This is a genomic window from Blautia sp. DFI.3.45, assembly GCF_020593505.1.
Taxonomy (GTDB): Bacteria; Bacillota; Clostridia; order Lachnospirales; family Lachnospiraceae; genus Blautia_A; species Blautia_A wexlerae.
The window spans coordinates 40,986-66,501 of sequence record NZ_JAJDMI010000006.1; the positions used below are offsets into that span (position 1 = coordinate 40,986).

Below are 25,516 nucleotides of genomic sequence, written 5' to 3' on the forward strand. Positions count from 1 at the left end.
GTGACTTATCTGGTTGAAGGAACTGTAGTCTGGCAGAATAATGGTGGTTGTACAGTGGATTTTCTTTATTTGCTTATAGCAAGAATGATAACCGGACGGATGTGATTCAGATAGTGAAAGAATATGAAATTAATCTGTCAGAAAAAGGCTGGTATTATGTTGCGGCAAAAATAAGCGAGTAATTGAATGCTTACTTATTTCAGAAAAGTCTAACGGAGCAAATTGTTGATGCATTTCCGGTATTAAAGAGAATCTTTACAGTCTTCCTAAAACAGTTAAGAATGGTTCTGAAACCTTAAACTATACGTATGACGCAAACGGAAATATCATAAGTATCAAAGATTCTGCAGGTGAGAGTACATTTCGATATGACGAATTAAATCAGCTGATCCGGGAAAATAATCATCAGTTAAACAAAACCATCACTTATGCCTATGATCTGGGTGGTAATCTGACAGTAGAAAAAGAGTACGCATTTACGACTGCGGAAACTCTTCCTGATACACCTGTGAAGACAATGACAGGAACTTATGACAGTGCATGGAAGGATAAACTCCTGAGCTGGGATGGCACAGCAATGACTTATGATGCCATTGGAAATATGCTTACCGGAGGAGGAACAACTTATACCTGGACACAGGGACGCAGGCTTTCCGGTGTAGAAAATGGAAAGAGTATTAAATATCTTTACGACAATATTGGTGCCAGAGTGAAAAAAAACAGTAGACAATACAGTGACTGAATATCAGTGGGCAGGAGATCTTCTCCTTTCTGAGAAAACTGACGGAAGAATCATCTGGTACTGTTATGACTCCCAGGCCAATCTGATCTTTGTGACTATCAGGGGAATCACCTATTTTTATGTACGAAATGTACAGGGTGACATCATTGCCCTTGTTGACGCAGATGGAAAAGTGGTAGTAAAATATACTTCTGACAGTTGGGGAAAAGTGATTGCTGTTACAGGTGAGCTGGCAGATACAGTAGGTGTTCAGAATCCATTCCGCTATAAGGGATATTATTATGATAATGAAACAGGTATGTATTATCTGAAAAGTAGATATTATGATGCGGAAATTAAAAGATTTATTTGCGCAGATGGATATTTTTCTACTGGAGTAGGAAAACATGATTGTAATATGTTTTTGTATTGTAATAATAATCCGATTATGAATGTTGATGTTAACGGATATTCATTTATATCGTTTGTAAAAAAAATCAATATCATTTGTAAAGGATATTGTCGGTGCGGTAAGTAAAGGCATTTCGATATCTGGAGGCTCTGCGGTTGCTATTGCGACATCAGATGGACCATCTCCAGTAATGGATTTTGTAGCAGCCGGAATTGTATTAGGTTTTAGTATTTATGAATATTATAAGGATAAAATTCACGATAATACACAAACAAAGATTTTAAGTTTGCCTAGAAATAAAAAAGATGTTGTTATTTATAGATATGGAGGAACGAATCCTGGAAATTTAACGCCTTCTCAGAAAGATTCAGATACAGGCTTATCGTTCTCAACAATTCCACCTAGGATGGGAGGAAAAGCAGCTGTTACAACAATTAATACATTAAATAAGACAGGGATAGTTTATGCATATCAGGACAAATTAACACATGTTAGTGTGGTGCCAGTAGGAGTAAGTATTCAAACATGGATAAATGCAGGGAGTGGTTCAATTTGGACTCAAGCGGTAAAGAGTGTTGTAGTAAAATGGGATGGAGGAAACTAAATGGGAACAGATATTGATACTATTTTTAAAATGTTAAGTTGGAATAGTTCAGAAAAAGAACAATTGAGAGGAATAGATGAAGCGAAAAAAATAGAATATCTTTCCGTTTTATTTCAACCAATAGAAGATAAATCTGTATGGGAAAACTGTGCAAAGGTAATTAGCTCAAAATCAGATAATGAATTAAAAAAATATATGAATAATATGTTTGAATGGATAAAAGATATGAATTGGCCGGGTGCATTTGATATATATGCAAGAATTAAGCGAATGAATGTAGATTGTATAATGGAAAATTACATATATGCAATAAAAATAGCACTGAAATATCAAGATATAAATTGGCTGGACTATTTGTCTGGACTAATTGAAAATCCTGAGGTTTATAAACTTTTACCTGAAGAATATCAAAAATTAATGACAAAATATTATAATGATTTTTGGAAGGAATAACTTTAAAACAAAAGAGAGCGGTTGGCATTTCACCCCACCGACCGTTCTTTTTGTACCCATTTTTAAGAAAAAAGAGGTGAAAAACCATGAAATGTAAATTTTGTAAGGACAGTTGCTGTATAGCTTGAATATGTCATATCTGTTCGGAGAAGCAAAAGTGAGCGTATATAATAAAAGAGCGATTGAGGTAATATTTCCTGAGATATGTCTTGCGCATTGATTGCTGCAAAAAATAAATTACTTTTCGCTAAGATGTAGAAAAGCCCATTTTTCTGTGATAAGATGATAAGGATTCGATAAACAATGATTGTTTTACGAACAGACAGAAAGCATGCATCAAACTGCATGACAGAAGAGAACGGAGTTGAAAAGGTGAAAAAAAGAAAAAATTTTTTCAGAAGTCTGCGTTTTCGTATTCTGATCATCCTGATCATTCTGGGAATCGTGCCGGGGGTTATTGTAACATATACGATGCTTCATAACTATCAGAACCGGGCGGTTGCAATGCTTACAGAGACAGTGGGTGATCAGTGCGATATTTTATGTAATCTGATCATCAGGGAGAATTATCTCAATGATACAGATTCAGAGGTTGTAAACAGCAAGCTGGAACTGTTTTCCAATGTGTATAACGGACGTATCCTGCTGGCTGACAGAGATTTTAAGATAGTAAGTGATACCTTCCACACAGAGGAGGGAAAGACGCTTCTCAGTTCACTGGCTGTAGCCTGTCTGAAAGGAGAAGAGACAAGCAATTATGACGCCAGAAGTAAAGTACTGGAGCTTGCAGTTCCTGTACAGAGTCCGGATGTGCAGCAGCTTCAGGGCGTGATGCTGGTAAGTGTTTCGGCTGTTGATATTGCAGAAACACTGGCAGAGATGGAACAGAGAGGCGTGATGCTGATCGGAAGTATTGTTGTTCTTTCAGTATTTCTGGCATGGCTGCTCTCTACAATACTTGTAAAACCACTTGCAAGAGTGACGAAGGCCATTGAAGACCTGACAGATGGCATGCTGGATGAAGAAATCAGTGTTCCTGACTATACGGAGACAGAGCTGATCACAGATGCATTCAACAAGATGGTCAACCGCATGAAAATTCTTGATGAATCCAGGCAGGAGTTTGTATCCAATGTGTCCCATGAACTGAAGACACCCCTGACTTCCATGAAGGTTCTGGCAGATTCTCTGGTTGGACAGCAGGGCGTCCCGGAGGAACTGTATCAGGAGTTTATGAGTGATATTACTGCTGAGATCGACAGAGAGAATAAGATCATTACAGATCTGCTCTCGCTGGTAAAGATGGATAAGAAAGCAGCAGATGTAAACATCACCCATATGGATATCAATCAGCTTCTGGAGGATATCCTCAAGCGCTTGCGTCCCATTGCAGACAGGCGCAATATCGATCTGATCCTGGATTGCTTCCGACCTGTGGATGCAGATGTGGATGAGGTGAAGTTTACTCTTGCTGTCAGCAATCTGGTGGAGAATGGCATTAAATATAATGTGGATGATGGATGGGTGCGCGTGTCACTGGATGCAGACCATAAATATTTCTATATAACAGTGGCGGATTCCGGTATGGGAATCCCTGAGGACAGTATAGAAAGAATCTTTGAGCGTTTCTATCGTGTGGACAAGTCCCATTCCAAGGAAATCGGGGGAACCGGTCTGGGACTGGCGATCACCAAGAGTTCTGTTGCAATGCACCATGGAACGATCAAAGTATTCAGTAAAGAAGGAGAGGGAACTACATTCTCTGTGCGTATTCCTCTGTCTTATATACCGTCATAGGAGGTGCCATTGTGAAAAAGAAACTTTCAATCATTATAACAGCGTTAATACTAAGCATCCTTGCGACCGGGTGTTCTGTGGAGATACATGAAGATCCGGGTAAACAGGATGCCAAATATTATCTGTACGATATCAGCTCTGATGAAACTCAGCTTCAGAAGAAAAGCTACTCTCCGGAGGAGACAACTGCAGACTATATGCTTAAGGATATGATGCAGCGGATGAACAGCCAGCAGACAGATTCGCAGAACCGGGTCAGTCTGCTTCCTGAAGGAGTACAGATGAATTACAGTGTAGAAGAGGACGTGCTGGTGGTCAACTTTAACAGTCAGTACAGCAGCATGAGCCGCGCCAGGGAATTACTTGTGCGGACAGGTGTTGTGAAGACTTTCCTTCAGGTTCCGGGGATCAATTCTGTGCGTTTTACAATAGAAAATGAAGATCTGACAGATTCCAGGGGACAGGCTGTGGGAAATATGACTGCAGATACCTTTGCCGAGTTCACAGGAACTGAACCGGATGCCTATTGCAGCAATACCTTTACGCTTTATTTTACTGATAAGAGTGGTCAGAAGCTGGTAAAAGAACAGCGTACTGTGCGGTATAAACGCAGTATCCCCAAAGAGAGAATCGTTCTGGAACAGTTAATGAAGGGACCGCTGGAAAAAGGGCATTACCCCACAATTCCGGAGAATACGGAGGTTCTGAATGTGACCATAGCAGACAGGATCTGCTATGTGGCATTTGACGGAGTATTTTCTTCCTATGCGCTGGATGTATCGGAGAAAATACCGGTATATTCTGTGGTAAATTCGCTGCTGGATGCGCTGGATGCAGACAAAGTGCAGATTACGGTCGGCGGGAAGGACAGGCTGGATACCTTTGGTAAGAAGATGGAGCTGTATCATTTTTATGAAAGAAATGATAAGCTGGTAGTCAAGGAAAAAGAGTGATATTCATAAACGAAGAGGAGGCACAAAAGTGAGGAGACGCCCTGTGTGTATCCTGTGCATGCTTCTGGTTGTTTTTCTGTGTGTGACAGACTGGCTGGGATTTTCCCTGATAAGGGGGAATCCACTGCCACAGTCTGTGCAGACATGGATCAGAAAGCATCCGGAATCCACCATCTGCGGGGAGGTGGTCAAGTGTCGGGAGAATGAAGATTTTCAATCTGTATATCTTAGAAATACTTATCTTATTTACAATTCTGAAAAAGTTTCCATTGATAATATAAAGGTTTATTTAAAACAAAAAAAGAATCATAGCGGTAACAGTGATGTTGATAAACTTCTGGCAGGAAGTCTTGTTCTGGTGTCCGGAAAACTGGAAGAAGTGCAAAGCCCCACGAATCCGGGAGAGTTTGACAGTAAAGCATACTATGGCTGCCAGAGGATCTATTATGTGATGAAGAAAGGAAAGATAAAGAAGCAGTCGCAGAGTCATTCTGCATATGGGCAGTTCCTGATCGATATGCAGCAGAAATTTGCAGGTATTCTGGAGAAGACCTGTGGAATGGAAGCTGGAGCGTTTGAAGCAATCGTGCTGGGAGATAAAACAAATCTGGATCCGGAGTTGAAAATGCGTTATCAGATGGCAGGAATTATACATATCCTGGCGATTTCGGGGCTCCATATCAGTCTTCTTGGAATGGGACTGTATAATCTGCTGAAAAAAATCGGTCTGGGTATCTGGCCGGCAGGCCTGCTGGCGCTGGTGATTATGCTTCAGTATGGGATGATGACCGGAGGGACTGTTTCAACTATGCGGGCAGTATGTATGTTTTTACTTTCTGTAGGTGCAAAGATCGCAGGACGGATTTATGATATGCCTACAGGAATGGCGGCTGCGGCGATCCTGATCCTTATGGAAAATCCGGCGTATCTGCTTGATGGAGGTTTTCTGCTGTCTTTTGGATCGGTGATTGGGATTGGCTGTGTCTGGCCAATGGTGCAGGAGGGGATGGATGTATTAAACCGGAAAAAACGAAGTAAGGTTAATGAGAAGGGAAAAATCAGAGATAAACTTCTGATGTCATTTCTGGCATCCGGAGTTGTGCAGCTTACCACACTTCCCATAGTGCTGTGGTTTTACGGAGAAGTGTCGGTGATGGGGATTTTTCTGAATCTGCTGGTGTTTCCTACTGTGGGGATTGTACTGGGAAGCGGAACTGCCGGTGCATTACTTGGATTAGTCACTGTCAGAGGAGCGTTTCTGGCTGTTGTTCCGGGCAGGATTATTCTGAGAGGCTATGAGCTCCTGACAGTGCTGCTGGGGCGACTTTCGTTTTGTACATGGATTGGCGGAAAGCCGGAAGTGTGGCAGATCGTTGGATATTATCTGGTTCTGGCAGCAGCGGTGTGGATGTACGGAGCGGGTGTGATGAAAAGTGAAAATGGTAAGATCTTTGCGTGGAAAATCCGGGCTGTATATGCAGGTATGGTATGCTTTGCAATTCTGCTGATCAGTTACAGACCGCATGAAGATTTCCGCATCGCCTGTCTGGATGTGGGACAGGGAGACGGAATTGTGGTGGAAATAGAAAACAGATGGAATATCCTGATCGACGGGGGCAGTACGAATAAGAATGAACTGGGAAAATATCAGCTGCTCCCATACTTGAAGAGCAGAGGGATTTCCAGACTGGACGGAATTTATGTTTCTCACACAGATGAAGATCATATCAGCGGGGTGCGGGAACTTCTGGAATTTGTTGAGAAAGATCTGACTTCTCTGCGCATAGAGAATCTGATCCTGCCCAAATGGAGCGATATTCAGGAGAATAAAAATTATCGGGAGCTGACAGAGCTGGCAGAGTCAGCGGGAGTCCGGGTGCTTACTGTGAAAGCAGGAGATGAGATCAGATATGGAACTGTCAGACTGAAGGTTCTGTGGCCGGAGTCCACAGCATCAGGGAAGGAAGTAAATGAAGATGCGATGGTTCTGGAAATGATAAGCAAAGATTTCAAAGGGCTTTTTACCGGAGATATCGGGATGGTGACAGAAGAAAAACTGATACAGAATGGGTGTCTTGAAGATGTGAACTTCCTGAAAACAGCTCATCACGGTTCCAGATATTCTACAGGAGCAGAGTTTCTGGAAATCGTCAGACCGGAACTGGCTGTTGTTTCCTGTTCTGCAACAAACACATACGGGCATCCGTCGCCGGATACGCTGGAACGGCTGAAGAAGAGTGGAAGCAGAGTGCTGATCACCAGAGACTGTGGGGCGGTTACAATAGTCAATGGAAAATCTGTTTCTGCCTTTAACCGAATCAAGTAGGACCCCTGTGGAGATGTGAAAAGCAATGAGCAGTAGGATTTTCAAAGTGGTTACGTTCACAGTAACTCAAAGCAAACAATGTTGTCATAATTATATACAGGTGTCTTGACACCTGTATATCCGGGGAGTATAATTGCACAGACAAACGAAAATCAGGCATGATGTGAGGAAAGAAAGATGAAAGAACATTATGATGTCATTATTGTGGGAACAGGGGCAGCCGGACTGTACTGTGCACTGAACCTTCCGGAGAAAATGAAAATCCTGCTTATCACCAAGCAGGAGGCAGACCAGTCAGATTCATTCCTGGCACAGGGCGGAATCTGTATGCTGCGCGGCGAAGATGACTATGAAAATTATTTTGAAGATACCATGCGGGCAGGACATTATGAGAATAATAAACGGGCAGTAGATCTGATGATCCGCAGCTCCAATGATATTATCAGAGATCTTCTGCGTTATCATGTGGATTTTGCAAGGGATGGTCTGGGAAATCTGGCATTTACCAGAGAGGGAGCACATTCCCAGCCAAGAATTCTTTTTCATGAGGATATTACAGGAAAAGAAATCACACAGACTCTCTTAACTGCTGCAAAAATAAAAGAAAATATTGAAATCTGTGAATATATGACTATGGTAGACCTGATCTCCAAAGATAATACAGTCTGCGGAATCATTGCAATGGACCGGAATGATCAGGCATTTCCTGTTTATTCTCAGTATGTGGTTCTTGCCTGCGGCGGAATCGGCGGGCTTTTTAAAAACTCTACCAACTTTTCGCATATTGCGGGAGATGGTGTGGGAATTGCAATGAAGCACCATGTGGAAATGGAAAATCTGGACTATATCCAGATTCATCCGACAACTCTCTATTCAAAGAAACCCGGACGGCGTTTCCTGGTTTCAGAATCAGTCAGAGGAGAAGGTGCTCTTCTGTATGATAAGAACGGACAGCGTTTTACAAACGAATTACAGCCGAGAGATCTGCTGAGCCAGAAGATTTTTGCCCAGATGGAAAAGGATGGAACAGAGTTTGTATGGGAAGATATGCGCCCTCTGGGAGAGAAAACAATTCTGGAACATTTTCCTCATATTTATGAACAGTGCGTGGAAGAAGGCTTTGATCCGAGAAAAGAGCCAATCCCGGTTGTTCCGGCACAGCATTATTTTATGGGTGGGATCAAGGTAAATCTGGGAAGCAAAACTTCCATGAAGGGACTTTATGCGTGTGGAGAGACAAGCTGTAATGGTGTCCATGGAAGAAACCGTCTGGCAAGTAATTCTCTTCTGGAATCTCTGGTCTTTGCAAGAAAGGCTGCAGATGATATGATATTTGGACAGACACCGGAATATGTGCGGGCAGATGCAATTGATATGAATATGTATGAAAGCAGAGAAGAACTGCTTAATGCCTGCCACGAAACCGTATTAAAAGAGATTGAAAGGATGAAAAAAAGTCATGAATAGTATTACAATGAAAATGCAGGCAGACAAGCTGATCCGTATGGCGCTTCAGGAGGACATTACCAGTGAGGATGTTTCCACGAATGCAGTGATGCGAAGCGCAGTAAAAGGAACCGTAGATCTGATCGCAAAGGAAGACGGAATCATTGCCGGACTGGATGTATATGCGAGAGTATTCCAGATTCTGGATGAGAAAACAGAGATCAGTTTCAACTTTAAAGACGGTGAGGCAGTAAAGAAGGGCGATCTTCTTGGAACAGTAACAGGAGATATCCGGGTGCTTCTTTCCGGAGAGAGAGTTGCCCTGAATTATCTCCAGAGAATGAGTGGTATCGCTACTTATACAAAACAGGTTTCAAAGCTTCTGGAAGGAAGTAAGGTAACACTTCTGGACACCAGAAAGACAACTCCGAACTGTCGTGTTTTTGAAAAATATGCTGTACGCATAGGCGGCGGATGCAACCACAGATATAATCTTTCTGACGGAGTACTGCTTAAGGATAATCATATCGGAGCAGCCGGAAGCGTAGCGAGAGCAGTGGCCATGGCAAAAGAATATGCACCATTTGTCCGTAAGATCGAGATTGAAGTAGAGACTATGGAACAGGTAAAAGAAGCAGTAGAAGCAGGAGCAGATATCATTATGCTTGACAATATGACACCGGAAATGATGAAAGAAGCAGTAGAGCTTATCGCAGGCCGGGCACAGACAGAATGCTCCGGAAATATCACAAAGGAAAATATCGCCAAAATCCTGGAAACAGGTGTGGATTTTGTTTCCAGCGGTGCACTGACACATTCTGCTCCAATCCTTGACATTTCCATGAAGAATCTTCATGCAATATAATAACATGGCAGCGAAGCTGTTTTGCAGCGGATAATTTGCTATAGGATTATATCGTGGAGAAAGGATGGGAAAGTATGAATACTGCTCAGAGAAGAACTGAAATTTTAAAGCTCCTTCAGCAGGAAGAAAAACCTGTGGCTGCCAGGGCGATGGCATCACAGTTCGGAGTAAGCAGACAGGTGATCGTGCAGGATATGGCTGTGATACGTGCATCTACACCGGGAATCCTGTCAACGACCAGAGGATATGTGTTGCAGCAGGATAAATATATTGCATGTACCAGGGAATTTAAAGTACGCCATGGGCAGGAGCATGCAGCGGAGGAACTGAATCTGATTGTGGACTGTGGCGGGCGGGTGAAAAATATCAGCATCAGCCACAGGGTTTATGGCCGTGTCACAGCAGAAATGGATATTCGTTCCAGACAGGATGTGAATGAATTTGTCCAGGCGATCAACAACAGCCATTCCAGTGTATTAAGCAGTGCTACTTCCGGGTATCATTATCATCTGATAGAAGCATCCAGCCAGGAAAGGCTGGATCTGATCGGAGAACAGTTAAAGAAAGCAGGTTTCCTTGCACCACTTCAGCCATGGGAAAAGGAAAAACATCATAATATATAAGTAAGAAGGGATTCAGAAGATGACAATAGCAGAAATTCAGCAGGAAATCCTGCGAATGAAAAAAGAACAGGATATCTGTATTCTTGCACACGCATATCAGGGTCAGGAGATTCTGGAAGTAGCAGACTATACAGGAGATTCCTATGGCCTGAGTGTACAGGCGTCCAAAAGAGACTGCAGCGGTGTGATCATGTGCGGCGTTCGTTTTATGGCAGAAACCTGCAAGATTTTAAGCCCGAAGAAGAGAGTATGGCTTGCTAATCCTGTAGCCGGATGTCCCATGGCAGAGCAGTTGGATCTGGAAGGTCTGCGTGAATTAAAAGCACAGTATCCGGATTATGCAGTTGTCGCCTATATTAATACAACTTCAGAACTGAAAACAGAATGTGACGTATGCGTTACGTCCTCATCAGCAGTTGAAATCTGCAAAAAGCTGGAGCAGGATAAGATTTTATTTATTCCGGATCCGAACCTGGGACACTACGTGGCAGAGAAGCTCCCGGAGAAAACTTTTGCATTTTACAAGGGCGGATGTCCGAGACATATCGTGGTCAGTGCAAAAGATGTAGAAAAAGCCCGCGCAGCGCATCCGGATGCACTTTTCCTGGTACACCCGGAATGCCGTCAGGAAGTAGTAGAGCAGGCTGATTATGTAGGCTCCACCACAGGAATCATGGAATTTGCAAAGAAATCCGAACATAAAGAATTTATCATCGGAACAGAAAACAGCATTGTAGAGCATCTCCAGTTTGAATGTCCTGATAAGAAATTCTACCCGGTTGCAGTACAGCTTACATGCATGAATATGAAGGTTACCACCTTAATGGACATCTATAACTGTCTGAAAGGACAGGGCGGGGAAGAAATCTTCCTTCCGGAGAATATCATGGAAGGCGCCGGAAGATGCATTCACAGAATGGTGGAGCTGGGCGGCTGAATAATAATCTGAAATTTTCTGCTGGCTATTATGTCATGGAATTGATACAATAAAAGTAACGTTACTGAGAACAGTAACAAAGTAACTGCTCTACAGTCTGATATCCTGGTATCTGTGAATAGAACAACAGATTGCTGAACAGTTACAGACAAAACAGCCTCAGGAGTAGAAAATTGAAAAACATACAGGCAGACATTAAATCAGGAAATTTTAAACAGGTGTATCTTCTCTATGGAGAGGAAGCATATCTGAAACAACAGTATAAACAGAATCTGGTAAAGGCACTGAATCCGGATGGGGATACTATGAACTTCAATCACTATGAAGGCAAGGGGATTGATGTAAAACAGTTGATCGACCTCTGTGAAACCATGCCATTTTTCGCAGAGCGCAGAGTTGTTTTGCTGGAAGATACAGGTTTTTTCAAAAATAAGTGTGAGGAACTGGCAGATTATATGAAAGAGCTGCCGGACTATCTGTATCTGGTTTTTGCAGAAACGGAAGTAGACAAGAGAAACCGCATGTACAAAGCAGTAAAAGCCTGCGGAAGTATTGCGGAATTTATCAGACAGGATGAAAAAACTCTGATGCGCTGGGCAGCAGGGATCCTGGGGAAAGCCGGAAAAAAGATCACCCAGAGAGACATGGAACTTCTGCTGACCAAAACAGGAACTGATATGGGGAATCTCAGGATGGAGATGGAGAAGCTTATCAGTTATACAGAAGGCAGGGATGTGGTGACTGCAGAGGATATTGAAGAAATCTGCACCACCCAGACAACCAACAGAATTTTTGATATGGTGCGTGCAGTAACAGAGAAAAATCAGAAGCGTGCACTGGAACTTTATTATGATCTGCTGACATTGAAAGAGCCACCGATGAGGATCCTGTTTCTTCTTGCGAAGCAGTATCGCCAGCTGCTGTTGGCAAAACAGTTTGCGGCAGCAGGACTTGCGCAGACAGAAATAGCTTCGAAACTGGGAGTTCCCGGATTTGTTGTGAGAAACATTACAACATGTGCCAGAGCTTACACCATATCTGAACTGGAACAGGCAGTAAAAGATTTTGTGGATGCGGAAGAATCAGTAAAAACAGGACGCCTGGAAGATAAGCTGAGCGTAGAATTACTGATCATTAAGTACAGCAGTAAAGTAAAATAAGAAAAACGGTAACTGCCGGATATTCTGGCAGTTACAAAAGATAATAACAAAAAAGACAGCCACATGACGGTGATGGCTGTCCTTTTTAATCATAAGCTTATAATTAAAAATTCAATCTATAATTAGTCAATGCTGTTAACAGCTTTAGCTAAACGGGCAACTTTTCTTGCGCAGTTGTTTTTATGATAAACACCTTTGGATGTAGCTTTGCTGATTGTGGAAACAGCATCTTTTAATGCTACTTCTGCAGCTGCCTTATCTTTATTTGCTACTGCTGCTTCAACTTTCTTCATAGAAGTTTTAACTGCAGATTTGATTGCTTTGTTTCTTGCTGCTTTAGTTCTGTTTACTAAAATTCTTTTCTTAGCAGATTTAATGTTAGCCAATTCGTACACCTCCAATTTAATTCGATAAAATATTATTATACTCCTGTCATAGAAACAGACACGGGCGCTCCTATGAACATGCTTATATATATTATCTCAAATAATCTTCCTTGTCAATACATATTTCCATAAAAAAAGCTAAAAATAGATATAAAAGATTGTTATAAGAACGGAGCAAACAGTAACAAATATTGAATGAAGTACGGAGGGAAAAGAGATGCTGGATAATTACGGAATAAGAACAGACCTGGCACTGGAGGCAACCGAACGGTTTACAGAGGAAAACGTAGAAGTCCGGGGAGTGGAAATCCACGAAGATTATAATGAAGAGAAAGATATCCGTACCACTGTGGTAAAAATCACCACAGAAAACGGTGCCCGGACAATGGGACGGCCCCAGGGAAGCTATATTACGATAGAAGCTCCGGGGCTTTCTGTACATGATGAGGATTATCACAGAGAAATTTCCCTGGAAATCGCCCGTCATTTACAAAATGTAATCAATCTGGAGCGTGAGCTGTCCATTCTGGTAGTAGGTCTGGGAAATTCAGCGATCACAGCCGATTCCCTGGGGCCTCATGTGGTAGAAAATCTTCATATAACGAGACATATGATAAGAGAGTATGGCCTGCAGAGCCTTGGAAAAGAAAAAATGCACCGTATCAGTGGAATTATCCCGGGAGTAATGGCACAGACAGGCATGGAGACGTCTGAGATCATACAGGGAATCGTGGCAGAGACAAAGCCGGACATAGTGATTGCCATTGATGCGCTGGCAGCAAGAAGCACCAGACGCCTGAACCGTACGATCCAGATCACAGACACAGGAATCAATCCGGGTTCCGGTGTAGGCAATCACAGAGTGGGGCTTACAGAAGAAAATCTGCAGGTAAAAGTGATCGGGATCGGAGTACCCACCGTAGTAGATGCGGCAACTATCGTCCATGATTCCATGGCACACCTTCTGGAAGCGCTGGAAGAGGCAGAACAGAAAGAATTTCTGGAAGAAATGATATTGCCCCATCTTCACACCATGTTTGTAACTCCAAAAGATGTGGATGAGACAGTAAAATACCTGAGTTTCACAATCTCAGAAGGACTGAACATGGCGTTTGAGGAAATAGGCGGCTGACCGGAAAATTGTTCCGTCAGTGTGAACAGGGTATAAATGGGAAAACATGGACATAGGATAAGTCAAGAGGTGATCCATGTGACAAACGTTCAGAAAGCGTTCTGCATTCTGCTTAGCATGTGCTTTTTTGCCACTCTGGCAGTATTGCCAGGGACATTTTTTACAGGAGAAAATGTGTACAGGCATCTGCCCCTGTACCGCTTTCTGGAAAAAAGAGCTCATATGAGTTCCTATGAAGATATTGAAACTTATAAAAAAATAGCAGGAGAAAACGGAAAATATCTGGGAGAGCGTGCACAGTCCGAACAATTGCTGGCAGAAAAAGGTGAATCTGAAGAATTACAGATACCAGAATCTACACCGGTACCGAAAGAAACAGCAATTCCTTCGAAAACAGTAAAATCAGCGAAAATATCAGAGTCAGCGAAAATATCAGAATCAGAACAAACTTCAAAAAAATCAGACAAGACACCTAAACCGAAAAAGATAACTGCGTCACCGGAAAATCATGAAACGGACAAATCACAGAAGCCGCAAGAGTCAGCAGCGCAGAATGACCAAAATATTCAGAACAGCACAGAAACCATTGCTGCTGCAGTTCCTCATCCAATAATCGACCTGTCCCCCGAAAAACTGGCAGATTATAATTATCTTCTGGGACAATTCTATATCGTAGATTCCAACACAGAAGCAGATGCCGTACAGATCAATGCCGGGGATTTTCTGAAACAGGACTTAAAAATTACCAAAGAAACCGATACCCCTCAGATTCTGATCTATCACAGCCATTCGCAGGAAACCTTCGCAGATTCCAGAGAAGGGGAAGAATCCGACACGATTGTAGGAGTAGGAGATTATCTGACACAGCTTCTCACAGAAAACTACGGTTATCAGGTAGTCCATCTCAAAGAGCAGTTTGACATGGCAGGCGGTGAACTGGACCGCAGCGCTGCTTATGATTATGCCCGCGATTATCTGGAACCTTATCTTCAGGAAAACCCGGATATCCAGGTGATCATAGACCTGCACCGGGACGGCGTCCCTGAAGACCGGCATCTTGTAACAGAGATCAATGGAAAACCCACAGCTCAGATCCTTTTTTACAATGGACTGAGTTATACGACATCCAAAGGTTCCCTGGACTATCTGCCAAATCCATACATACAGCAAAATCTGGCATTCTCCTTTCAGCTGGAATACCAGGCAGCCCAATACTATCCTCAATTTTACCGGGGAATTTACCTTGCAGGTTACCGCTACAATCTCCACCTCCGTCCCCGCTCCCTTCTTCTGGAAGCCGGAGCCCAGACCAACACTGTCCAGGAAGTAAAAAATGCCATGGAACCATTTGCCGACATCTTAGACAAGGTACTGCAAGGATAAATTCTATAGCAATTCCATAAAATAATGCAATCAAGACAGTTCAGCAGAGTGCGAAGGACAAGGAAGATACCTGCAGGCGTGCTGACGCACGGAAAAGATAATAATTACCAGAATGTTTCTGTGCGTCCCTGTAGATAAACAGATGACAAACCCTTGCTCCATATGCTATAATACAGAATTAGCAAACCCATCAATTACAGTATATAAGAAAGAACTCAGGAGGGAATTCCTTAATGATAGACCAGAGCAAAATCAGAAATTTCTGTATTATTGCACACATAGACCACGGCAAATCCACTCTTGCCGACCGAATCATCGAAATGACCGGCACTCTGACAGAACGTGAAATGCAGTCACAGGTACTGGACAACATGGAACTTGAAAGAGAACGTGGAATCACCATTAAATCTCAGGCAGTACGAATCGTATACAAAGCCAAAGACGGCGAAGAATACATCTTCAACCTGATCGACACCCCCGGCCATGTAGACTTCAATTACGAAGTATCCCGAAGCCTTGCAGCCTGCGACGGTGCAATCCTGGTAGTAGATGCAGCTCAGGGAATCGAAGCCCAGACATTGGCAAATGTATATCTTGCCCTTGACCATGACCTGGATGTCCTTCCGGTCATCAACAAAATCGACCTGCCAAGTGCAGAACCGGATCGTGTGGTAAATGAAATCGAAGATGTCATCGGCCTTGAAGCCCATGACGCACCAAGGATTTCTGCCAAAACAGGACTTAATGTAGAAGAAGTCCTGGAACAGATCGTAACAAAGATCCCGGCACCTCATGGCGATGTAGATGCACCATTAAAAGCCCTGATCTTTGACTCCATTTATGATGCATACAAAGGCGTTATCGTATTCTGCCGTGTCATGGATGGCCGTGTGAAAAGAGGCACCCAGATCCATATGATGGCAACTGGCTTCACCACAGAAGTTGTGGAAGTCGGATACTTTGGTGCAGGTCAGTTTATTCCATGTGAGGAACTGACAGCAGGCATGGTAGGATACATCACTGCGAGTATTAAAAACCTTGGTGACACTCGTGTAGGTGATACAGTTACAGATAAGGAAAGACCATGTGCAGAAGCACTTCCGGGCTATAAGAAAGTAAACCCTATGGTATACTGCGGATTATACCCGGCAGATGGTGCCAAATACGGTGATCTGAGAGATGCTCTTGAGAAGCTTCAGCTCAATGACGCCTCTCTGTTCTATGAACCGGAGACATCTGTAGCCCTTGGCTTTGGTTTCCGATGTGGTTTTCTGGGATTGCTCCATCTTGAGATTATTCAGGAGCGTCTGGAAAGAGAATACAACCTTGATCTTGTGACTACAGCTCCCGGTGTTATTTACAAAGTACACAAAACTAACGGCGAAGTTATCAATCTGACAAACCCCAGCAATCTGCCGGATCCATCAGAGATTGAATACATGGAAGAACCAATGGTAAATGCCGAGATCATGGTAACAACTGAATTTATCGGTGCAATTATGGATCTTTGCCAGGAACGAAGAGGGCAGTATCTGGGAATGGATTATATGGAAGAAACACGTGCGCTTCTGAAATATAAGCTGCCGTTAAATGAGATTATCTATGATTTCTTTGATGCCCTCAAATCTCGCTCCAGAGGTTATGCTTCTCTGGATTACGAGCTCTGCGGATATGAGCGCAGTGAGCTTGTGAAACTGGATATTCTGGTAAACAAAGAAGAGGTGGATGCTCTTTCCTTTATCGTGCATGCAGATACAGCCTATGAGAGAGGCCGTAAGATGTGCGAGAAATTAAAAGACGAGATTCCACGTCAGCTTTTTGAAATCCCGATCCAGGCAGCTGTCGGAAGCAAGATTATTGCTAGGGAGACAGTCAGAGCCATGCGTAAGGATGTACTTGCCAAATGTTACGGCGGTGATATTTCCCGTAAGAAGAAACTTCTGGAGAAACAGAAGGAAGGTAAGAAACGTATGCGTCAGGTAGGCAATGTGGAGATTCCGCAGAAAGCATTTATGAGTGTATTGAAACTGGATGATAAATAAAGTATGAATGGTAACTGTGAAGGTACTGAACAGTTATCTGTGAATAGTGCTCATCTCAACAGAAGGTTAAAATATTGAAGAAAATGATTAAGCGAAAAACAGTTATACTATGTATGTTATTGCTTGGAATTTCTGTCTCCGGATGTGGGAAAACCAGGGAGGCAGATGAAACGTCCTCCAAAGTGATCCAGATCAGTGTTGCACCGGAAGAGACAAGTCCCACTCCGGCACCGGATCAGGTAGATTCCGCCGCAGTTACCACAAATGGTAATCTGACAATGGTAAATACGTATCTGGCAGAGCAGGATGCAGCAGGTATCTCATCTGCGGAAAGTTCAGACAGCCAAAGTGATGCCGGCAGTACAGATAACAATGTCGGCTCATCAGATAACAATGAGCAGGACAGCAGTACATCAGATACTGAGGAATAGAAAACAGGTCATAACAGGAGCAGATTACAATGGAGAGAAGGAATATCACAGATTCTCCCATGGAAATCTATATCCACATTCCATTTTGCATAAAAAAATGTGATTACTGTGATTTCCTTTCCGGTCCGTCAGGTCCAAAGGAGCAGGCTGATTATGTAGATGCTCTGCTTGAAGAAATCAATGCAGCAGAAGAAGGAAAAGGAAGGAGTGTATCCTCTGTATTTATTGGAGGGGGCACTCCTTCTGTTTTGGATGAGAGATTCATAGGAGAAATTTTAAATCATATAAGACGAAATTTTCAGATTGGGGATCATGCTGAGATCACCATAGAAGTAAACCCGGGGACTGCAGACAGAAACAAACTGCAGGCATACAGAACATATGGAATCAACCGCCTGAGCATAGGCTTACAGTCGCCGGATGACAGAGAACTGAAGATCCTTGGAAGAATCCACAATTATGAGCAGTTTCTGGAGACTTACAGAAGTGCAAGAGAGGCAGGGTTCGACAATATCAATATTGATCTGATGAGTGCGATCCCGGATCAGACTTATGAAGGATGGATCCACAATCTTCGCACTGTTGCAGGACTGGATCCAGAACATATTTCCGCATACAGCCTAATCATTGAGGAGGGCACACCTTTTGCATCGCGGACGCTGAATTTGCCGGATGAAGATGCGGAGTACAATATGTATGAGGCAACAGCACAGATTCTGAGAGAATATGGCTTTGAGCAGTATGAGATTTCCAATTACGCAAAGAAAGGCAGAGAATGCAGGCATAACGTGGGTTATTGGATCCGACAGGATTATCTGGGGTTTGGCCTGGGAGCTTCCTCTCTTTATGGAAAGGAACGTTTTGCCAATACACAGGATATGAAAAAATATCTGGAAAACAGCAGAACTCCGGAAAAAATAAGAGAAAAAGAGCCACCCCTCACCAGAGAGGATGAGATGGCGGAGTTCATGTTTCTGGGACTTCGTATGACCAGAGGAATCTCAAAAGCTGAGTTTGAGCGGCAGTTTGGAAGTGAAATAGATGCAATATACGGGGATGTTCTGAGAAAATATAAGTCAATGGGACTGCTTTTGGAAGAAAACGGAAGGATTTTTCTGAGCAGAGAGGGAATTCATGTAAGCAATTCCGTTATGGCGGATTTTTTGCCGTAAACGCCTTGACGAACAAATGTTCCTGTATTATACTGATGCCATGAGGATTGCGGGGCAGCGAAACTGCGCACAATCCATGAATATCATAACATACGAAAAAGGTGTAACTGTCAAGGTAAGAAACAGTTATTATTTATAAATGAGAAACAGGAGGCCCACAATGGCAGCAGATACAACGAAGAAGCACTTTATCAGGATCAGAGGTGCCAATGTTAATAATCTTAAGAATTTAAGTGTGGATATTCCCAGAGACAAGTTTGTGGTATTTACAGGACTGAGTGGCTCCGGTAAATCTTCACTGGCTTTTGATACCATCTATGCAGAGGGACAGCGCCGTTATATGGAATCTCTCTCTTCCTATGCAAGACAGTTCCTGGGACAGATGGAGAAGCCGGATGTGGAGAACATCGAAGGTCTGCCGCCGGCCATTTCCATTGATCAGAAATCTACCAACCGCAATCCCCGTTCCACAGTAGGAACAGTGACAGAAATCTATGATTATTTCCGACTTCTGTATGCCAGAGTGGGAATCCCTCATTGTCCGAAGTGCGGAAGAGAGATTAAGAAGCAGACAGTTGACCAGATGGTAGACAGTATCATGTCTTTTCCGGAGAGAACGAAGATCCAGCTTCTGGCGCCTGTTGTGCGGGGGCGCAAGGGAACTCATGCAAAGCTTCTGGAGCAGGCAAAGCGAAGCGGATATGTACGTGTGCAGATTGACGGAAACCTGTATGAGCTTTCCGAGGAGATCAGTCTGGACAAGAATATCAAGCATAATATAGAGATTGTGGTAGACCGTCTGATCGTGAAGCCCGGGATTGAGAAGAGACTCTCAGATTCCATTGAGACAGTGCTGGATCTGGCAGAGGGCCTTCTGATGGTAGATACTATGGATGGAAATATCCACAATTTCAGCCAGAGTTTCTCCTGTCCTGACTGCGGTATCAGTGTGGATGAGATTGAACCGAGAAGCTTTTCTTTCAATAATCCTTTTGGTGCCTGCCCGGATTGTCTGGGACTTGGGTATAAAATGGAATTTGATATTGACCTGATGATCCCGGATAGATCTCTGAGTATCCTGGATGGTGCCATTGTGGTCACAGGGTGGCAGTCCTGCACAAATGAGGGAAGCTTTTCCAGGGCAATCCTGGATGCTCTTGCCAGAGAATATGATTTCAGCCTGGCAACACCTTTTGAGGAGTATCCAGAGAAGATACAGGACATTCTGATCAACGGAACTAATGGACATTCTGTAAAGGTTTACTATAAAGGGCAGCGCGGAGAGGGCGTTTACGATGTGGCGTTTCCGGGGCTGATCCGAAATGTGGAGCAGCGTTACAGAGAGACAGGCTCTGATGCCATGAAGCAGGAGTATGAATCTTTCATGCGCATTACTCCATGTAAAACCTGTAAAGGTCAGAGACTGAAGAAGGAATCACTGGCTGTGACTGTGGCGGATAAGAATATTTATGAGGTCACCAATCTTTCCATAGAGAAGCTGAAAGCCTTTCTGGCGGATATGCAGCTCTCCGAGCAGCAGCAGCTTATCGGCAGACAGATTCTGAAGGAAATCAGGGCAAGGGTAAGTTTCCTGTCAGATGTAGGACTGGATTATCTTTCATTGGGACGTGCGACAGGAACTCTTTCCGGCGGCGAGGCGCAGAGAATCCGTCTGGCTACCCAGATTGGTTCCGGGCTGGTAGGAGTTGCCTATATTCTGGATGAACCTAGTATCGGGCTTCACCAGAGGGATAATGACAGACTTCTTGGTTCTCTGATGAAACTGCGTGATCTTGGAAACAGCCTGATCGTTGTGGAGCATGATGAAGATACCATGCGTGCCGCAGACTGTATTGTAGATATAGGTCCCGGTGCAGGGGAGCATGGCGGACAACTGGTTGCCATGGGAACTGCAGAGGATCTGATGAAGAACGAGGATTCCATCACAGGAGCTTATCTGAGCGGAAAATTAAAAATCCCGGTACCTTTGGAGAGACGGAAGCCAACCGGTTTTCTTACTGTCAAGGGGGCGGCAGAGAATAATCTCAAGAATATCGATGTGAAGATACCTCTTGGGATCATGACCTGTATCACAGGAGTTTCGGGCTCAGGTAAGAGCTCTCTGATCAATGAGATTCTTTATAAACGCCTGGCAAGAGATCTGAACCGGGCAAGAGTGATTCCGGGAAAACATAAGGATATTCTGGGAACAGACCAACTGGATAAGGTTATCAATATTGACCAGTCACCTATTGGCCGTACTCCACGTTCCAATCCTGCGACTTATACCGGGGTATTTGACCAGATCAGAGATCTTTTTGCAGCAACAGCAGATGCCAAGGCAAAAGGATATAAGAAAGGACGATTCAGTTTTAATGTAAAGGGCGGAAGATGTGAGGCATGCAGCGGTGACGGTATTATCAAAATTGAGATGCATTTCCTTCCGGACGTATATGTACCATGCGAGGTCTGCAAAGGTAAGAGATATAACAGAGAAACCCTGGAAGTAAAGTATAAGGATAAGAATATTTACGATGTGCTGAATATGACGGTGGAGGAAGCACTGACTTTTTTTGAGAATGTTCCTTCTATTAAAAGAAAGATACAGACTCTTTATGATGTAGGACTTTCCTATATCCGGCTGGGACAGCCGTCCACAGAGCTTTCCGGAGGAGAGGCACAGAGGATCAAGCTTGCCACAGAGCTGAGCAAGCGCAGCACAGGTAAGACTATCTACATTCTGGATGAGCCTACCACAGGTCTGCATTTTGCGGATGTGCATAAGCTGGTGGAGATTCTGAAACGATTATCGGAGGGCGGTAATACAGTAGTTGTGATCGAGCATAATCTGGATGTGATTAAGACCGCAGATTATATCATTGATATCGGACCGGAGGGTGGAGACAAAGGAGGTACCGTAGTTGCTCAGGGAACTCCTGAGGAGGTGGCACAGTCACCGGTTTCCTATACCGGAAAATATGTAAAGAAATATCTGAAATAATCTTGAAATCATATTGCAGGACTTTCTTTTTAAATGGAAGTTGTATATAATAGAAGAGATTATTTATAGCAATTCTCGTAAATAATATATTTTGATCCGGCTTATCAGGATGTGAAGCCCTGTTGGACTGTTTTGATCGCATTATTTTATGGAGTTGTTATAACTAAACCGGATAAGTCCCCGGTAGAGACTGTAAAAAGTAATGATCAGTTGAAGGGGATGAGGAGAACGTAAGAACAGAAAGGGGATTTCCATGCCGACAAGTGATATTGGAATTGACCTGGGAACCAGGAACAGTCTGGCTTATTCTACAGGAAAGGGGCTTGTGCTAAATGAGCCTTCGATCGTAGTTTATGATAAAAATACAGAGAAGATACGTGCGATCGGTGAAGAAGCCCGTCTGATGGAAGGGCGCATTACTTCAGATATGGAGATCATCCGTCCCATCAGACAGGGCGTGATCGTTGATTATACAGTTACAGAGAAGATGTTGAAATACTTTATATCCAGAGCAATAGGAAGAAGAGCTTTCCGCAAGCCCAGGATCAGTATCTGTGTTCCCAGTGGAATTACAGAGATTGAGAAAAAGGCAGTGGAGGAAGCAACCTATCAGGCTGGTGCCAGAGATGTCTATATGGTGGAGGAACCTATAGCTGCGGCAATCGGAGCCGGTGTGGATGTGACCAAGCCCTTTGGAAATCTGGTCGTAGACATTGGAGCCGGAACTTCGGATGTTGCGGTTATCTCTCTTGCGGGGGTTGTGGTTTCCGCTTCTGTGAAAGTTGCAGGGGACACTTTTAATCAGGCTATACTGAACTATGTGAGAAAGAATCATGGACTTTTTATCGGAGAAGATATGGCAGAGAAGATCAAAATTCAGATTGGTACGGCTATAGAGGAATCAAATCCGAGAACAATGGAAGTAAAGGGGAGAAATGTGATCACCGGTCTGCCGAAGACAGTGACACTTACCTCAGAAGAAATACGTGTGGCGTTAAAGGATGCTACAAGCCAGATTGTGGAGACTGTTCATGGAATTCTGGAAAAGACACCGCCGGAACTGGCTGCGGATATTGTAGACAGAGGAATCGTACTTACAGGCGGCGGTGCCCTTCTTCATGGGATGGATACACTGATCGAGCAGAGAACCGGAGTAAGTACACTGACTGTGCAGGATGCAATGAGCGTGGTCGCAGTGGGAACCGGTAAGTATGCAGAGGTAATGGCACGTTTTGACGGATAAAGCAGGAGGTACTGCACAGTGCAGTGCCTTTTTGCGTTGTCAGAGGATCAAAGAAGCAGGAGGTGTGGAGAAAAGCACATGAGTGAAACTGTCACAGGATACATAGATCATGTTATTTTCAGAAATGAAGATAACGGATATACAGTTATGGTACTGAAAGGTACAAAAAAAGAGGAAGAGCTGACCTGCGTGGGAAGTTTCCCTGCGATCACACAGGGGGCATCTATTGAAGCAACCGGAGTATATATCCATCATCCGGTATATGGCAAACAGTTTCAGATCAGTTCTTTTACAGAGAAGATGCCGGAGGATACATATGGAATAGAACGTTATCTGGGTTCGGGCGCCATCAGGGGAATCGGTGCTGCACTGGCTGCCAGGATCGTGCGGAAGTTTGGAGATGATACACTCCGTATCGTAGAAGAAGAGCCGGAGCGGCTTGCAGAGGTAAAGGGGATCAGTGAGAAAAAAGCCCGGGAGATCGCTGCGCAGGTAAGTGAGAAGGCAGAGATGCGAAAAGTAATGATCTTTCTGCAGAAATATGGGATTTCCCTGAACCTGGGCGCAAAGATTTATCAGAAATATAAGGAATCTGTCTATACGATCCTTCAGGAGAATCCTTACAGACTTGCGGAAGATATTTCCGGTGTGGGATTTAAGATTGCTGATGAGATTGCTGCCAGAGTCGGTATTCACGCAGACTCAGATTACAGAATCCGCAGCGGAATGCTGTATACTCTTCTGCAGGCTTCGGGAGAAGGACATACTTATCTTCCGAGGGAACAGTTATTTACAAGATGTGCCAGACTTCTGGGAGTGGATGAATCTTATATGGAGAAACACCTTATGGATATGGTTATTGACAGGAAGCTGGTGCTGAAAGAAAAAAGCGGAGAAACTATCGTTTATCCGGCACAGTATTATTATCTGGAACTGAACACTGCCAGGATGCTTAATGAACTGAATATTGTGTGTCCTGAGGATAAAGAGCTTGTCAGGCACAGAATTGAGCTGATCGAGAAAGAGACAGGAACTGTTCTGGATGAAATGCAGAAGAGAGCAATCACTGAAGCAGCGGATCATGGACTCTTTATTCTTACAGGAGGCCCCGGTACAGGTAAAACGACAACGATCAATGCGATCATCCGCTTTTTTGAGGGAGAAGGTGCAGAGATTCGGCTGGCTGCACCTACCGGACGTGCTGCAAAGAGAATGACAGAGACTACCGGATATGAGGCGCAGACAATTCACCGTCTGCTGGAACTGAATGGAATGCCGGAGGAAGAGAGGGACGGGCATTCAGCTAAATTCGAGAGGAATGCACAGAATCCGCTGGAGGCAGATGTGATCATTATTGATGAAATGTCTATGGTGGATATCCATCTGATGCATTCTCTTCTTCTTGCAGTGGTAGCAGGAACCAGACTGATCCTTGTGGGGGATGAGAATCAGCTTCCGAGTGTAGGCCCGGGCAATGTGCTGAGAGATATTATCCGAAGCAGATGTTTCCCTGTAGTGGAACTGACTAAGATATTCAGACAGGCATCAGAGAGTGATATTGTTGTAAATGCTCATAAGATAAATAAGGGAGAACAGGTTCAGATCAATAATAAGAGCAGGGATTTCTTTTTTCTGAAGAGATATGATGCAGATATCATTATAAGAGTAGTGATCGCGCTGATCCAGGAGAAACTGCCGCGCTATGTAGATGCCAAACCCTTTGAGATACAGGTACTGACACCTATGAGAAAGGGACTTCTGGGAGTAGAGCGGCTGAATCAGATCCTGCAGAGATACCTGAATCCGCCGGAAGACGGGAAATCCGAGAGGGCAGTTGGAGACCGGCTGTTCCGCACAGGGGACAAGGTCATGCAGATCAGAAATAATTATCAGATGGAATGGGAAATCCGGGGACGATATGGGGTTGTCATTGAGAAAGGCGTGGGAGTATTTAACGGAGACACCGGAATCCTCAGGGAAATCAATGAATTTGCTGAGACAGCAGAAGTGGAATTTGAGGATGGACGTTTTGCAATGTACTCGTTCAAACAGCTGGAGGAACTGGAACTTGCATATGCTATTACAATCCACAAGTCTCAGGGATCTGAGTATCCGGCAGTCATACTTCCATTGCTTTCCGGACCACAGATGCTTTTAAACAGGAACCTTCTTTATACCGCAGTTACCAGAGCAAGAAAATGTGTGACGGTTGTGGGAAACGAGGAGACCTTTGCAGAGATGATACGCAATGAAAAACAGCAGAAGAGATACAGTGCACTGGATGAACGGATCAGAGAACTGAGTGAGACTACAGGGGATAATAATACAGATGGTGAAGAATGATATTGCAGACTGTGATCTGATGACTGAATAATAACAGAGAAAAAATTTATTCCGATAATATGAGAAAAACAGAAATACAGAGGATA

21 protein-coding genes are annotated in these 25,516 nt (G+C 43.7%); 20 read left to right on the top strand and 1 reads right to left on the bottom strand.

What is annotated here, in order from left to right; translation table 11 throughout:
• The first annotated feature begins 508 nt into the window (after positions 1 to 508).
• The 12 genes from LJE09_RS03555 to holA all read left to right on the top strand — a co-directional run bounded on the left by LJE09_RS03555 (position 509) and on the right by holA (position 12,297).
• Positions 509 to 742: a hypothetical protein gene (locus tag LJE09_RS03555; RefSeq protein WP_227226643.1), complete on the top strand. Its 234-nt coding sequence runs from the start codon at positions 509 to 511 to the stop codon at positions 740 to 742.
• The gene (locus LJE09_RS03560; RefSeq protein WP_055059789.1) at positions 735 to 1,259 is read left to right on the top strand and encodes an RHS repeat domain-containing protein; all 525 of its coding nucleotides are present in this window, start codon (positions 735 to 737) and stop codon (positions 1,257 to 1,259) included. The genes LJE09_RS03555 and LJE09_RS03560 overlap by 8 nt, the downstream gene beginning before the upstream one ends.
• Positions 1,260 to 1,323: 64 nt before the next feature.
• Positions 1,324 to 1,737, top strand: coding sequence for a hypothetical protein (locus LJE09_RS03565; RefSeq protein ID WP_062807411.1), 414 nt, complete (start codon positions 1,324 to 1,326; stop codon positions 1,735 to 1,737).
• Positions 1,738 to 2,190, top strand: coding sequence for a DUF5071 domain-containing protein (locus LJE09_RS03570; RefSeq protein ID WP_025578529.1), 453 nt, complete (start codon positions 1,738 to 1,740; stop codon positions 2,188 to 2,190).
• Positions 2,191 to 2,535: 345 nt separating this feature from the next.
• Entirely contained in the window at positions 2,536 to 3,987 is a 1,452-nt protein-coding gene (locus LJE09_RS03575; RefSeq protein WP_025578528.1) for a sensor histidine kinase, read from the top strand.
• Positions 3,988 to 3,998: 11 nt separating this feature from the next.
• Complete coding sequence (locus tag LJE09_RS03580) at positions 3,999 to 4,940, top strand: GerMN domain-containing protein (RefSeq protein ID WP_118338559.1); 942 nt, start codon at positions 3,999 to 4,001, stop codon at positions 4,938 to 4,940.
• 28 nt (positions 4,941 to 4,968) lie between these two features.
• On the top strand, positions 4,969 to 7,266 hold the full coding sequence (locus tag LJE09_RS03585) for a DNA internalization-related competence protein ComEC/Rec2 (protein ID WP_227310968.1): 2,298 nt from the start codon (positions 4,969 to 4,971) through the stop codon (positions 7,264 to 7,266).
• A 177-nt stretch (positions 7,267 to 7,443) separates the two neighbouring features.
• The gene (locus LJE09_RS03590; RefSeq protein WP_025578522.1) at positions 7,444 to 8,733 is read left to right on the top strand and encodes an L-aspartate oxidase; all 1,290 of its coding nucleotides are present in this window, start codon (positions 7,444 to 7,446) and stop codon (positions 8,731 to 8,733) included.
• Positions 8,726 to 9,577 (top strand): carboxylating nicotinate-nucleotide diphosphorylase, encoded by an 852-nt coding sequence (gene nadC / locus LJE09_RS03595; protein ID WP_173700885.1) that lies wholly within the window; start codon positions 8,726 to 8,728, stop codon positions 9,575 to 9,577. Before LJE09_RS03590 ends, nadC begins: the two co-directional genes overlap by 8 nt.
• A 74-nt stretch (positions 9,578 to 9,651) precedes the next feature.
• Entirely contained in the window at positions 9,652 to 10,200 is a 549-nt protein-coding gene (locus LJE09_RS03600; protein WP_173721280.1) for a transcription repressor NadR, read from the top strand.
• Between the two features lie 19 nt (positions 10,201 to 10,219).
• On the top strand, positions 10,220 to 11,137 hold the full coding sequence (gene nadA, locus LJE09_RS03605; protein WP_055151112.1) for a quinolinate synthase NadA: 918 nt from the start codon (positions 10,220 to 10,222) through the stop codon (positions 11,135 to 11,137).
• A gap of 173 nt (positions 11,138 to 11,310) precedes the next feature.
• Positions 11,311 to 12,297, top strand: a complete 987-nt coding sequence (gene holA, locus LJE09_RS03610; protein ID WP_008706160.1) for a DNA polymerase III subunit delta — start codon at positions 11,311 to 11,313, stop codon at positions 12,295 to 12,297.
• Positions 12,298 to 12,419: 122 nt separating this feature from the next.
• Here the strand turns inward: holA and rpsT are convergent, their stop codons facing one another.
• A complete protein-coding gene (rpsT, locus tag LJE09_RS03615) occupies positions 12,420 to 12,683 on the bottom strand; it encodes a 30S ribosomal protein S20 (protein WP_020993497.1) in 264 nt (87 codons plus the stop codon).
• Between the two features lie 217 nt (positions 12,684 to 12,900).
• Between rpsT and gpr the strand changes: the two genes are divergently transcribed.
• From gpr to recD2, 8 genes are all read left to right on the top strand, one after another.
• Positions 12,901 to 13,815 (top strand): GPR endopeptidase, encoded by a 915-nt coding sequence (gpr, locus tag LJE09_RS03620; RefSeq protein ID WP_177968919.1) that lies wholly within the window; start codon positions 12,901 to 12,903, stop codon positions 13,813 to 13,815.
• Between the two features lie 78 nt (positions 13,816 to 13,893).
• Positions 13,894 to 15,198, top strand: a complete 1,305-nt coding sequence (locus tag LJE09_RS03625; protein ID WP_022380110.1) for a stage II sporulation protein P — start codon at positions 13,894 to 13,896, stop codon at positions 15,196 to 15,198.
• A 233-nt stretch (positions 15,199 to 15,431) separates the two neighbouring features.
• Positions 15,432 to 17,240, top strand: a complete 1,809-nt coding sequence (lepA, locus tag LJE09_RS03630) for a translation elongation factor 4 (protein ID WP_025578511.1) — start codon at positions 15,432 to 15,434, stop codon at positions 17,238 to 17,240.
• A gap of 74 nt (positions 17,241 to 17,314) precedes the next feature.
• A complete protein-coding gene (locus LJE09_RS03635; RefSeq protein WP_227310969.1) occupies positions 17,315 to 17,671 on the top strand; it encodes a hypothetical protein in 357 nt (118 codons plus the stop codon).
• Between the two features lie 29 nt (positions 17,672 to 17,700).
• A complete protein-coding gene (hemW, locus tag LJE09_RS03640) occupies positions 17,701 to 18,843 on the top strand; it encodes a radical SAM family heme chaperone HemW (RefSeq protein ID WP_227310970.1) in 1,143 nt (380 codons plus the stop codon).
• 160 nt (positions 18,844 to 19,003) lie between these two features.
• Entirely contained in the window at positions 19,004 to 21,844 is a 2,841-nt protein-coding gene (uvrA, locus tag LJE09_RS03645; protein ID WP_227310971.1) for an excinuclease ABC subunit UvrA, read from the top strand.
• A gap of 253 nt (positions 21,845 to 22,097) precedes the next feature.
• Positions 22,098 to 23,087, top strand: coding sequence for a rod shape-determining protein (locus LJE09_RS03650; protein WP_008706145.1), 990 nt, complete (start codon positions 22,098 to 22,100; stop codon positions 23,085 to 23,087).
• Positions 23,088 to 23,165: 78 nt separating this feature from the next.
• Complete coding sequence (gene recD2 / locus LJE09_RS03655) at positions 23,166 to 25,430, top strand: SF1B family DNA helicase RecD2 (RefSeq protein ID WP_055151091.1); 2,265 nt, start codon at positions 23,166 to 23,168, stop codon at positions 25,428 to 25,430.
• Positions 25,431 to 25,516 lie beyond the last annotated feature (86 nt).